The organism is Helicobacter cholecystus (genome assembly GCF_003364215.1).
Taxonomy (GTDB): domain Bacteria; phylum Campylobacterota; class Campylobacteria; order Campylobacterales; family Helicobacteraceae; genus Helicobacter_G; species Helicobacter_G cholecystus.
Map to the genome: position 1 here is coordinate 23,423 of NZ_NXLU01000007.1, position 13,071 is coordinate 36,493.

Annotated in this window: 12 protein-coding genes; 5 read left to right on the forward strand and 7 right to left on the reverse strand. The window is 34.6% G+C overall.

The window, feature by feature from the left end; all coding sequences use genetic code 11:
* Positions 1-20: 20 nt before the first annotated feature.
* From CQA62_RS05610 to CQA62_RS05630, 5 genes are read left to right on the forward strand one after another with little or no spacing between them, the layout of a single operon-like run.
* Positions 21-245, forward strand: coding sequence for a twin-arginine translocase TatA/TatE family subunit (locus CQA62_RS05610; protein WP_104724946.1), 225 nt, complete (start codon positions 21-23; stop codon positions 243-245).
* Positions 245-1,831, forward strand: coding sequence for an arginine--tRNA ligase (gene argS, locus CQA62_RS05615; protein ID WP_104724947.1), 1,587 nt, complete (start codon positions 245-247; stop codon positions 1,829-1,831). Before CQA62_RS05610 ends, argS begins: the two co-directional genes overlap by 1 nt.
* On the forward strand, positions 1,832-3,469 hold the full coding sequence (locus tag CQA62_RS05620; protein WP_104724948.1) for an ABC transporter ATP-binding protein: 1,638 nt from the start codon (positions 1,832-1,834) through the stop codon (positions 3,467-3,469).
* A 12-nt stretch (positions 3,470-3,481) separates the two neighbouring features.
* Positions 3,482-4,789: an O-antigen ligase family protein gene (locus CQA62_RS05625; protein WP_104724949.1), complete on the forward strand. Its 1,308-nt coding sequence runs from the start codon at positions 3,482-3,484 to the stop codon at positions 4,787-4,789.
* A complete protein-coding gene (locus tag CQA62_RS05630; RefSeq protein WP_104724950.1) occupies positions 4,782-6,329 on the forward strand; it encodes a glycosyltransferase family 2 protein in 1,548 nt (515 codons plus the stop codon). Before CQA62_RS05625 ends, CQA62_RS05630 begins: the two co-directional genes overlap by 8 nt.
* On the opposite strand, the gene CQA62_RS05635 is transcribed toward CQA62_RS05630, so the two are convergent.
* From CQA62_RS05635 to CQA62_RS05665, 7 genes are all read right to left on the reverse strand, one after another.
* Positions 6,312-7,259 carry a glycosyltransferase family 2 protein gene (locus tag CQA62_RS05635; protein ID WP_104724951.1) on the reverse strand — a complete coding sequence of 316 codons (948 nt, stop codon included), beginning with the start codon at positions 7,257-7,259 and terminating at the stop codon, positions 6,312-6,314. The genes CQA62_RS05630 and CQA62_RS05635 overlap by 18 nt on opposite strands.
* The gene (locus tag CQA62_RS05640; protein ID WP_104724952.1) at positions 7,256-7,459 is read right to left on the reverse strand and encodes a heavy-metal-associated domain-containing protein; all 204 of its coding nucleotides are present in this window, start codon (positions 7,457-7,459) and stop codon (positions 7,256-7,258) included. The genes CQA62_RS05635 and CQA62_RS05640 overlap by 4 nt, the downstream gene beginning before the upstream one ends.
* 2 nt (positions 7,460-7,461) lie before the next feature.
* Positions 7,462-9,651 carry a heavy metal translocating P-type ATPase gene (locus CQA62_RS05645; protein WP_104724953.1) on the reverse strand — a complete coding sequence of 730 codons (2,190 nt, stop codon included), beginning with the start codon at positions 9,649-9,651 and terminating at the stop codon, positions 7,462-7,464.
* A complete protein-coding gene (locus CQA62_RS05650) occupies positions 9,648-10,025 on the reverse strand; it encodes a hypothetical protein (RefSeq protein WP_126498366.1) in 378 nt (125 codons plus the stop codon). Before CQA62_RS05650 ends, CQA62_RS05645 begins: the two co-directional genes overlap by 4 nt.
* Positions 10,015-10,842, reverse strand: coding sequence for a UTP--glucose-1-phosphate uridylyltransferase GalU (galU, locus tag CQA62_RS05655; RefSeq protein ID WP_104724955.1), 828 nt, complete (start codon positions 10,840-10,842; stop codon positions 10,015-10,017). The genes CQA62_RS05650 and galU overlap by 11 nt, the downstream gene beginning before the upstream one ends.
* 9 nt (positions 10,843-10,851) lie before the next feature.
* Entirely contained in the window at positions 10,852-12,471 is a 1,620-nt protein-coding gene (locus CQA62_RS05660) for a lytic transglycosylase domain-containing protein (RefSeq protein ID WP_232006864.1), read from the reverse strand.
* 90 nt (positions 12,472-12,561) lie between these two features.
* Positions 12,562-12,999, reverse strand: coding sequence for a hypothetical protein (locus CQA62_RS05665; protein ID WP_104724957.1), 438 nt, complete (start codon positions 12,997-12,999; stop codon positions 12,562-12,564).
* Positions 13,000-13,071 lie beyond the last annotated feature (72 nt).

Here is a 13,071-nt window from a genome sequence, read left to right on the forward strand (position 1 = left end):
CAAAATATAAGGAGAAAAATATGGGTGTTAGTGGATGGCAAATAGCAATTATTGTGTTAGTGATTGTTTTGCTTTTTGGTGGAAAGAAAATTCCAGAACTTGCCAAGGGAATGGGAAGTGGAATTAAAAACTTTAAAAAAGCAATGAAGGAAGATGAAGAAGAGATTACGCCAAAGAATGTAGAAGATAAGACAAATGAGACTATAAAATCAGCGCAAACTCAACAAGAGGAAAAACAAGCCTAATGCTCTATGCAAAAGTCAAAGCAAAGCTTGATGAGATTTTGGGCTGTGATGTAGTCTTAGAACGTCCTAAGAATAGAGACTTTGGGCATTTTGCAACACCTGTTGCGTTTGTATTGGCAAAAATACAGAGAAAAAACCCTAAGATTTTAAGTGAAGAAATTGCTCAAAAGCTTAGGGAAATTGAGTTGTTTGCTCAAGTGGATACCCTTAATGGTTATATTAATTTAACTTTAAAACAAGAGCTCTTCCTTGAAGCTTTAGAGGAAATTTTAAAAGAAGGATTTAAGCCTTTTGCTCCTAGGGGTGAGAGAATTCTTCTTGAGTATGTGAGTGCAAATCCAACAGGTCCCTTGCATATTGGTCATGCAAGAGGTGCAATTTATGGAGATGCACTTTATCGAATTGGCAATTTTTTAGGCTATGAAATTGAGAGTGAATACTACATCAATGATGCAGGTGCACAAATTTCTATGCTAGGTCTTTCTATTTTACTTGCAGGAAAAGAGGAGATTTTAGGAGAAGAAGTCATTTATCCTCAGCAGTATTATCGAGGGGAATATATTATTGATCTTGCAAAAGCAGCGAGTGAAAAGTTTGGAAAAGAAATTTTTGCAAGTCAGCAGAGCATTGCTCAGCTTGCTGAGTTTGGAAAAGATTTAATGCTTGAGGAGATTAAACGAAATCTTGCAAGTGTAGGGATTAATTTTGATCATTTTGTGAGTGAAAAGTTGCTTTATGATCGTTGGGAAGAAACACTTAAAGAGCTTGAGGATAATGGTGGGATTTATAAGAATGAGGGGAAAGTATGGCTTAAGTCAAGTGAGCATGGAGATGAAAAAGATCGTGTTGTTGTGCGAGAGAGCGGAGAGCCTACTTATCTAGCGGGAGATATTATCTATCATGCTGATAAGTTTCAACGCAACTATGATCATTATATTAATATCTGGGGTGCAGATCATCATGGCTATATTGCAAGAGTAAAGGCCGCGATAGAATTTTTAGGATTTAAGTCAAATAGACTTGAGGTATTGCTCTCTCAAATGGTGAAACTCCTTAAAAAAGGTATGCCCTATAAGATGAGTAAAAGGGCAGGAAATTTTATTTTGATGCAAGATGTTGTGAATGATATTGGTGCTGATGCATTAAGGTTTGTCTTTCTTTGTAAGAAAGCGGATATCAGTCTTGAGTTTGATGTTGATGATTTAAAAAAAGAGGACAGTTCAAATCCAATTTTTTATATTAATTATGCCAATGCAAGAATTTGCACTCTTATTGAGAAAAGTGGGAGAAAACTTGATGAGATCAGAAGTGTCAAACTTGAAAGTATTGACGCAGATGAAGAGGGATTAATCTTTCTTTCAAGTCAGCTTCCACAAGTACTTATAAGTTCATTTTTAGAGCGTTCTCCTTTAAAGGTATGTGATTATCTTAAATCACTTGCAAGCCAGTTACATGCCTTTTATAATGCTCAAAAAATCCTTGGAGAAAAAAGAGAGGCACAAAGGCTTAAAATTTTGCTTGGAGTTTCTATTGCACTAGAGAGTGCATTAGGTTTATTAGGAATCCAAGCGAAGAAAAAAATGTAAATGAAAGAGTTTTTTAAAAATTTTATGCCCTACATTAGAGGGCATTATCCTTTATTTTGCCTTGCAGTTTTTGCAGGAATATTTGCTGCACTCTGCACAGCGGGGGTCACTTATCTTGTTAAACCTATGCTTGATGAGGTATTTGTAGATAAAGATACCACAAAACTTGCTTTAATCCCTTTTTTATTAATGTTTGCTTATATTGGAAAAGCTCTTGGTTCTTATGCTCAAGGGTATTTAATGAGCCATATCGGAGAAGATATTGTAAGGCAAATACGCGATAAGATGCTTTATCATATGCTGAGTTTAGATTTGAATTTTTTTAATAAGAATCGTAATGGAGAGTTAATTGCAAGGATCACGAATGATATTGGTCTTATTCGCTCTGCAGTTTCTTCAATTTTTGCGGAATTTGTGCGTGAAGGAGTAACAGCTATTGCACTCATTGCAGTAGTGATCTATCAAAGCCCAAAACTGGCCCTTTTAGGGCTTGTGATTTTACCTCTATCAATTATTCCTATTGCTGCGATTGTGCGGCGCTTGAAAAAGGTTTCTAAAAAAGCCCAAGAAAAAAATGCTGACATCACTTCAAATCTCAATGAAGTTTTCAATAATATAGAAATGATTAAAGTCAATAGTGCTGAGGAATTGGAATCTCAAAAGTTTAAAAGTCAAAATCAAGAGTTTTTCAAAATCAATATGAAGAATACCCTTATAGGAACATTGGATAATCCTGTAATGGAGATTTTAGGGGCTTTGGCGATTGGTGGAGTGCTTTATGTAGGGGGGAAAAGTGTCATTGATGGAAGTTTGACTGTAGGGGAGTTTTTTTCTTTTAATACAGCATTATTTATGGCTTATACGCCCATTAAACGTCTTCTTAATTGTGTGGTGAGAATGCAAAGTGCTATTGTTGCAAACCAAAGAATTTTAGAAATTTTCACACAAAAATCAGCCATTAGGGATGGGAGTAAAGAATTAGAGAGTGAAATTGATGAGATTGCATTTTGTAATGTGAGTTTTAAATACGATGAAGATGAAGTTTTGCATCAAATCTCATGCAGTTTTAAGAAAAATACAATCACTGCTCTTGTAGGGAAAAGTGGGAGTGGAAAAAGTACAATGATCGCACTTTTACTAAGGCTTTATGATATAAACTCGGGGAAAATTACAATCAATAACACTCCAATTCAAGATTTTTCTATCAAAAGCCTAAGATCTAAAATTTCTGTAGTTAATCAGCGGATTTTTATTCTGAATGATAGCATTGCAAAAAATGTTGCTTATGGACATAAAATGGATGAGGAGAGGGTGAAATGGGCGCTTAAGCAGGCAATGGCATTAGAGTTTGTTGAGAGTTTACCCCAAGGGATTGAAACAAAGCTTGATGAGTTTGGAGCAAATCTTAGCGGTGGACAACGTCAAAGAATAGCCATTGCTAGGGCATTATATAAAGATGCACAGATTCTTATTCTTGATGAGGCAACAAGTGCCCTAGATGAAAAAACAGAAGAGGCGATTAAACATACAATTGATCTTATACGTAAGGATAAGATTATTATTTTAATTGCACATCGTCCAAGCACAATTGAACTTGCAGATCAAATCCTACGTATTGAAGATGGATTTTTAAAATAGAGGAACGATAAGATGATGGTTTCTTTGGGTTTAGTTTTAAGTTTATTGTTAGGATTTTTGTATTTGAGTGCTTTTTGGCGTCAGGGTAGTTTTACTGCAATGATTTTGTGTCTCATTGCTTTGCTCATTACTTTTTTGTTTTCGCACAACACCCCTAAATATAGAATGTGTAAAAATGAAAGGCTTTTTGCATGGGCTCTTTTATGTTTCTTTTTAAGTGCTCTGGCTTCTTTTTTAATTGGGCATGGTTATGAGCTTAAAAGTATTAAACATCCAAATATGCCTTCATTTTTGGATATTGATTTGGCAAGTAAATATTTAATGGGCAGTCTATTATTTGTATTATTTTTTAAATTGAAATTTACATTGCAAAAAAGGATTATTTTCTATTCCATAGCACTAGGGGGGATTATTTGTGGGATTTTTGCGGCTTATCAAAGATATGTTTTGGGATTGCAAAGAGTGCATGGAATGAGTGGAATTGCAGAGTTTGCAGATGAGAGTGCTATTCTTTGTATCCTTTGTATGATGATTTTTTCTTTTTTTGCAAAAAGGGGGGAAAGATTTTTATTTGCACTGAGTATATTTGCCTCTTCTTTTGCATTGCTTTCAACAAGTACAAGAGGTGCATTTTTGGGAATTATTTTAACAATACTTATGTTTTTGTCTCTTGTATGGATCTATCAAAAGGCATTTATTAAAAAAGCCTTATGGGCAAGTTTATTTTGTGCTATGGGGTTTGTTTGTATTTTGTTTTTTACAAGTGGGATTGAAGATGGTTTAAGAGTAAAATCTGCAGTCAATGATGTAAAGTATTATGACCAAGGAAATGTGAATACAAGTATTGGGCTAAGGTTTGAGATGTGGAAAGAAGCGATTGCAATGTTTAAAATGGCTCCATTTTTTGGATTAAGTACTTATGAAATTTCTCAAAATTTAAAAGAGATTAGAGAAAGAAGTGGAAGCCAGATTCCTAGAGATCAAGAGAGCGATGCAAGAAATGAAGCCATAGGCAATAAGCATAATCAAATTTTAAATGCCTTAGCAAAAAGGGGAATTGTGGGTGTGCTTGCACTTTTATTTGTTTGGTTTGCTTATGGCAAACTGTTTTATTCTTTTTTAAAAGTGAGACAATTTGAAGTCTTTGCATTTGCGCTTTGTGCATTATTGATTGGTTTTTATTATTTATTTCCTAATTCACTCACAGGTGATGTATGGGAGTCAAATGTTAGCGTTCCGTTGATGATTCTTAGTGTTTGTTGTTTTTATAAACTTATTTTGCAGGAAATAAATATTTTGCAGGAGAGCAACAATGCTTAATCAAATTTCAGTCACTATTCTTGCAAAAAATGCACAAAAAACCTTATTTGAGTGCTTAAAAAGTGTTGAACGTTTTGATGAGGTCATTTTGCTTGACAATCAAAGCGATGATGAGACTCTAAAGATTGCTCAAGAGTTCAGTAATGTTAAAATTTATCAGAGTGAATTTATTGGTTTTGGAGCATTAAAAAATTTAGCCCTCTCTTATGCAAAAAATGATTGGATACTTTCTTTAGATAGTGATGAGGTTTTAGAAGAGGGACTCATTGAAGAAATTGCACAAATGCAATTTCAAAGAGGAGAATATTATTGCTTTTTAAGAAAGAATTTTTATCAAGGAGAGTGGATTAGAGGATGTGGATGGCATCCAGATTGGGTAAAAAGAATTTTTAATAAAAAAGAGATTTGTTTTGATAATGCCTTGGTGCATGAGGGATTAAGAATCCCAAAATATATTAAAGAAAAACGTTTATGCGGTGCTATTAAACATTACTCTTTTGAGGATATTTCACATCTGCTTGATAAGATGCAGCGTTATTCAAGTTTATGGGCACAGCAAAATCCTCATCGTTCATCCTCGCCCATAGGTGCAATATTAAGAGGAGTATGGGTTTTTGTGCGAAATTATTTTTTTAAAAGAGGTTTTTTATATGGATATAAAGGTTTTATAATTAGTGTATGTAATGCTTTGGGGGCATTTTTTAAATATATGAAACTCTATGAAAATTCTATTAAAAAACCCAGTGTGAGTCTTATTGTGACAACTTATAATCAAAAAGAGCGCTTAAAATTGGTTTTAGATTCTATTTTGCATCAAGAGACTATGCCCCAAGAGGTTTTGATTGCTGATGATGGAAGCAATAGGGATACAAGAGAAATGATTAGAAATTATCAGGATCAATTTATTATTCCCTTAAGACATGTTTGGCAAGAAGATGAGGGATATCGCTTGGCACGATCAAGAAATAGAGCAATAAGCAATGCAAGAGGGGAATATGTGATTATTGTAGATGGTGATATGATTCTCTCCCCTAGCTTTGTTGCAGATCATTTAAAATTCTGTAAAAAAGGAAGCTTTAATCAAGGGGGAAGAATTTTACTTAATGAAAGTCAAACACAAGAAATTCTTCAAGAGGATTGTTATCATAGAGCACTGCAGAAGAAAACATTTAAAAGTACAAGAATTCCATTTCTTGCAAAAATTATTTTTTCACTCTCTACATTGAAAAAAAATGCAATTACAAGAGATAAATTTCTGCCTGTGCGAGGATGCAATATGGCATTTTATAAAGAAGATGCATTAAAGATTAATGGATTTAACCAAGATTTTATTGGTTGGGGACGAGAGGATAGTGAGTTTGTGGTGAGATTTCTTAATGCAGGGGGGATAATGAAAAGGATTAAATTTTGTGCCATTGCCTACCATCTCTACCACCATGAGAATACTCGTCAGATGCTTGAAGAAAATCATAAAATTTATCTTCAGAGTATTATTGAGAATAAGACTTGGTGTGACAATGGATTAGAGCAGTCCCAATAAAGATTTAAGATAGTACTTAAAGATTCCACGCGATTTTTGATGCTCTCTGATAAAATTCTCAATCTTTAAATAAAAAAGATTATAAGCAAGTTTATCTTGGTGCAAGAATTTCTCTAGGCAAAGAGTGTGAAGCATTGCTTGAGATTTTTGGAGGTAGTCTTTATAGTAAGCATTTTTAATGCTGATGTCATAAAGGATATAAAAAGGGATAGGGTGAGATGAATTTAAGATATTTTGACTTTGATACCATTGAATGATGTCCTTAAAATTTTCAATACGGTCAAAGGCAGCAGCAGAATTGGCAACAATGGAGCCAGAATGTTGACGATAGAGATAGGGTGACCCTCTAAAGGTAAAAACTATTTGTGCTAGGGGTAGAATCATTAAAACAAAAGGTTCATCTTCAAAAATTCTTCCCTTAAGGAAGGTAAGCCCATATTGATCAATAAGGGTTTTTTTAAAGGCAAAGGTCCAAACATTGCACCCAATCTTAGGATCCTTGAGGATAAATTCTTGCAAATGAGTAGGGGATGTATTTTTTTGATTTTTGGGTTGAGAAGTGAATTTAATGATATGGGTATTTTTGCAAATATCTGCTTGAGTGGTTTGAATAACATTGTAAAAATCTGCAAGATAATGAGGGTGAATAAGATCATCAGAATCTACAAAACAGAGATATTTCCCTTTTGCATATTGCATTCCAATATTTCTTGCATCACTTAACCCCCCATTTTCTTTGGAAATAAGAATAAGATTAGGATAAATTTGGGCAAATCTTTTTAGAATACAAAGACTTTGATCTGTAGAGCCATCGTTGATGGCAATAAGTTCAAAGTCTTTGAAAGTTTGAGAAAAAATACTTTTTAGAGAATCTTCTACATATCTTTCTGTGTTGTAAACTGGAAAAATAATTGAAAAAAATGGGATCATTCAACCTCAAATCCACAATCTTCAATTGCCTCAATAATTTGCCCTTTGTCTGCAGGGGAGCAAAAAGTTACCTTAACTTCTTTGCTGGGTAAAAGGCATTCAACTTCTTGAACTCCTTGCACTTCTTGAAGAAACTTTGTTATTTTACTTATACAATGAGAGCAGTTCATTTGAGGAACTTTGAAAACGAGTGTATTCATGTTTATCCTTTAAATTTTTTCAATCTTTGTGCATTAAGCACTACACTCAGACTACTGAGCGTCATTGCACTAGAAGCCAAAACTGGCGTAAGAGTAATCCCCCAAATACTTAAGACTCCACAAGCAATAGGAATCATACAGGCATTATAGCCAAAAGCCCAGAAGAGATTTTGTTTGATATTTTTAAGGGTTGCATTGGAGAGTTTGATAACATAAGGAATATTGCTTAAATTATTATTAAAAATAATAAGATTTGAGCTTGCCATTGCTCCTTTAGCCCCTTCACCCATACTCACACTAATGTTAGCATTACTGAGAGCGAGCATATCATTAATGCCATCTCCTACCATCATTGTAATTTCATCTTTATGACTTTTTAAAATTTCAAGTTTATCTTGAGGAAGTGCATCAGCACGATAAGCAATTCCTAGTTCATTGGCAATTTTTTGCACATTTTGAGCATGGTCTCCGCTAAGAATTGTTGCACTTACTCCTAGATTTTTAAGTTCAATAATGCTTTGCTTTGTCTCATTTTTAAGTTTTTCTTCTAAAAGAATGCATCCTAGAATTTCATCTTTGTCTTGATGTTCTTTTCCAATAAAAACTTCAATCCCATCTTCAGAATGGCTAGGAGAAGGTGAAAAATTTTTTGCACTGCCTATTTTATATCTTATTCCCCCAATTTCTCCACTAATCCCCAATCCTTCTTGGATATGAATCTCTTTGCTTTCAAGAAGAGAAAGATTTTGTTCTTGGGAGGCTTGAAGAATGCTTTGAGCAATAATGTGCTGGGACTGAGATTCTAGGGAAGCACAGATTTGAAGTAATTGATCTTCAGGAACTGAGCCAAAACTTATGATTTTTTTGAGAGAGAGTTGTTTTTGGGTGAGTGTCCCTGTTTTATCAAAAAAAATTAGAGAGGTTTTTCCAATCAATTCTAAAATTTGAGCATCTTTAAAAAATACTCCTCTGGCACTTGCAAGTTTTGTAGCAATGTTGAGTGCAAGGGGTGTAGCGAGTCCTAGAGCACAGGGACAAGAGATAAGAAGAATGGTGCAAAAGGTTTGCAAGGCAACTTTAGCATCATGGCTTATCAAAAACCATATCACTGAACTTAAACAAGCTAGGAGGATGACAAAGGGTATGAAAAAAGCCGAGATTTTGTCTGCAAGCTTGGCAATGGGGGCCTTAGAAATCAGGGCATTTTGCACAAGATTAAGAATTTGCCAATAGGTTGAGTTTTGGGCATCTTTGTTTGCTTGCATTAAAAAGGTGGTATTGAGATTAAATGAGCCAGAATAAATCTCCTCCCCTTCTTTTTTGCCAATAGGCATACTCTCGCCACTTAAACTTGAGCAATCAAGATTAGCGTAGCCTTGGGTAATGATTCCATCTACAGGGATGCTCTCTTGTGGAGAGATTTTTAAAATATCCCCCCTTTTGATTTGAGAAATTTCTACCCTCTCTTCTGTCTTGTTGTTGATACGAGTTGCAAAAGCATCTTTGAGAGAAGCTAGAGTTTTTAGGGAATGTTGTGTGTTGTTTTTAGCCTGTTCTTCAATACTTTTGCCAATAAGAACAAACAGTAAAATGACACAAACACTCTCAAAATAAATCCCCTCACTCGAATGCAATAAGAGTAATTCATCTTGACTGCTATGATAAAGAGAGGGAAGGGTAAAGAGAGAGAAAATAAATGCACCCCCACTTCCCAACATCACAAGTGTATCCATTGTGGGGTTTAGGCTTAAGAGTGAAGAGAACCCTTTAATATAAAAATTTCTTCCCATATGCATAACAATTAAAGTAAAAAACATCTGAAGAAGTGCATTATAAAAGGGTGAAATAGGTGTAAGCCACTGATAAAATGAAAGAGAGATCATAGGAAGCATTGAAAGATAAAGGGTAAGGAATGTGAAAATTAAAGCGATTAGAATTCGTCTTTTTGGTGTGAGGAAAGCAGAATCTAGTTTTTCCATTCTTCCTTGTTTTTTGGGAATATATCCGAGTTTTTTAATGAGGGTAAAAATTTCATCTAAGCTGCTTGCTTGTTCATCAAATTCAATGATTGCAAGTTTATTAAGTAAATCCACTTGAACATTCTTAATGAAAGCCTTTCTCTTCAAAGAACGTTCAATTCCACTAGAACAAGCGCTACAAGTCATTCCCTCAATGTAAATGATTTCTTTCATTTTCTATTCCTTAAAGCATTGCTTATTTGAGTTTCAATCTTTTTTTCAAGTGTTGGATTAGCTTTAATCACACGCTGTTGGATTTCTACAATTTGCGTTGTTTCAAGCCATTTACAAAGTGCAATTTGATCAAGAAGGTTAAACCAAGTTTGCTCATCACAACTTTGAGCATCAAGAAAATATTGTTCAAATAGAAGAGAGCCTTTTTGGGCACTTTTTTCATTATTTTGCAAAAGAGCAAGAATGTCTTTGGGTTTTGGAGGAGCTACCACTTTAATTTTTTGAGTTGGAGTGATGATATAGCCTAGAATTAAAATAGGAAGTAAAAGCGTAAAAGCAAAGCCATAGAAGAAGAGGATGTAGTTAATCTGCATCATGATTTTCCTTGTAAAACACATTTGTAGCCTCTATAAACCCCTCTACGCTTCCACAATCATAACGTTTGCCTTGAAATTTATAGGCAATAACTTTTCCCTCTTTTGCTAAAGTTTGGAGTGCATCTGTGATTTGAATCTCTCCCTTTTTTCCAGGAGGGGTTACTTTAAGAATCTCAAAAATCTCAGGAATAAGAATATAGCGTCCAATAATGGCCAAATTACTTGGTGCTTCAGAGGGAGAGGGTTTTTCTATCATGGAATGCACTTTATAAATTCCCTCTTCTATCTCTTTTCCATCAATGACTCCATATTTATTCACAGCATCCAGTTCGACTTCTTCAATTGCAACAATTGCGCAATGATATTTTTCATAGAGCTCAATCATTTGCTTTAAGACCCCATCTCCCTCATTGTGGCATAGGTCATCAGCCAAGATAACTCCAAAGGGCTCTTTGCCAATTAGGGTTTCACCTGTGAGAATTGCATGCCCTAAGCCTTTCATTTCATTTTGGCGAGTATAGGAAAATGTGCAAGCTTGCATAATTTCTCTAATGCTTGTAAGATAATTCTCTTTATCTGTCCCTTTAATTTCTTGCTCAAGTTCATAGCTGATATCAAAATGATCTTCAATACTCCGCTTATTACGTCCAGTCACAATAGCAATGGTAGTGCATCCTGCCTCTTTAGCCTCTTCAACTCCATATTGAATCAAGGGCTTATTGACAATTGGAAGCATTTCTTTGGGCATTGCTTTTGTTGCAGGCAAAAATCGTGTTCCATAACCTGCTGCTGGAAATAAGCATTTTTTTATCATTTTTTCTCCTTAATTGACTAGAGTTTGATTGAGAAAGGACTGTAGATTAATCTCTTTTCCTAAAATCTGCTGATAGATTATATAGTTTGCTAAAACGATTTGCCCATAGTTTTTGCTCTCTTCATAAGGGATAAGCTCTAGGCTTAGCCAAGGTTCATATTTTCTATTTTTAATAAAGAGAGTTTTTTTCTCTAAAGTCCTTCTCCAAAATCCAGGACCCCCATTGTAGGCATAGGCTACAAAAAGAGGATGCTTGAATTCATTTTCAAGCTCGGCTAAATAAAATCTTCCATACTCTAATGCATTTTGAGGGTGGAAGAGATCATCAAGGTTTGCATCTTTTTTACCCATAGCTTTTGCAAAAGGTTCGAGGTTAAAAGGCATAATTTGCATCATTCCTAAAGCATAGGAGCTTGAAATAAGTGCAGGCAAGAGATTGCTTTCTTGTTTAGCAATAGCATAGGTGAGAGCCTTTTGATGATTACTTTTCCAGTTCAGTAAGGAATCATAGGGCATCAGGAAATAATTGCCTTTATATTTTTTAATGCGATTAAGCATGTAGGCATAGTGTGGAGAGCTTTGAGGATGAGCAAGTTTTTGATCTAAAATTGGTTTAAGTTCATCACCTGTGGGAATTTTAATGAGTGAGTCTCTTAGAATTTGCCATTCAAAAGGATTGGTAATATCAAAAGAGGGGGGAACATTTTTTAAATCATCAAGCTTTGAAATAATAGTATAAGCAGGTTTAACCTTTAGGGTTTGTGCAGCATAAATAGAGTAGAGATTCACAATAGGGCTTTGTGCAAGTGTTTGAAGATAGTTTTTATCTTGACTAATAAGATACTGCCAAAATAAAGCTTTGTCTCTAAAAAGCTGATTTTTTGAGGTCTCAAGGATTAAAGAGAAATATTCTTGTGCTTTTTGTAAATGGTTAGCTTGGGCTTGTGCAATACCAATAAGAAGAAGAATTTTATCCTCCACTTTTTGGATTGGAGCTTGCAAAATACTCTTTTTAAACTCATTAAATTGATGGGAGAGGAGGACATATTGGAGCATTTTGTTGAAATTGGGATCATTTTGATTTGCAATTATGGCAAGTTCATTAGCTGGAATATTATGGTTAAAAATAGCTTGGCGTTGAGCAAGATTAAGCCCATAAAAAATTTCTGAGAAAATTTTTGCATTTTGTGTAGCAAGAATAGCGGGAAGAGGATCTTTAAGGGTGAGAATTTTGACCTCTTGGGCGATGATTGGATCAACTTCTTGGAGTTTTTGAATCATTGCCTGTGTTTGCGAGATTGGGAGAGAAGGGATATTTGAAAGTTTTAAACCAAAGGCAATGCACTCTCCATCGCTTTCTTGAAGCTTCTTAAAATCCATTTGTTTGCAACCAACTTCTTTAGGAAGTTCGTGGATATAACCTTTTTGAGCAATGAGTTTTTCAATTTTTGGATTTTTTTTATAAACTAAATCATAAGCAACAATAGCTTCTTGGAGTGAAGTTTTGGGATCTTGTAAAAATCTCCAAATATAAAAATCTCTCGCAATACCCCTAGGTTTGGTTTGGATGAATTCAAGAGTAATGTCTGAGGCACAAAGTAAGGATAAACATAAAAACATAATTTTCACAATCTTCAAAGTCACACCTTAATTTTGGATTCGTGGAAATTCTAACAAAAAAGCTTCAACCTCTAAGTTAGAAAACCTTACGCTTAGAAATTAGAGGATTTTTGAAAGTTGTGATGAGGCAAAAGTAGGTGAGAAAGAGCTTTCTGCTGGAGATTCTTCCATTTTATCCATAACCCAATCCAAGATAGAAGAGATTTCTTTTCTTTTGTTTTGGAGAAAAATAAGGAGTTCTTGAGGATTTTTTTGGGTAGATAGGATAGCTAAGTCTTGGATATAAAAATTTTTGCTTTCTCCAAAAAGAAGTAAAATAATCTCTTTCCCCATAAGATTATCCCCCATAAAAACACAAGAAATACTGTGGATCTCCTCTTGTTGTTCTATGGCATTAATGGCTTTCTTAAGTGCACTGTCAATGGTTTGTAAGCTTCCAATAGCTTGATTAATGTCTTTGATGTTTTTTGCTAGATAGCCTTCAAGGATATCCGCACCGCTTAGATGTTTTTCAAAAATAGAAAGTGCATTACTCATAATCAACCTTTGCTTTGATGTGTAACATATTCAAAGAAAGTAAGCATTTTTTATTCCTTCTTTTTGTTGGGT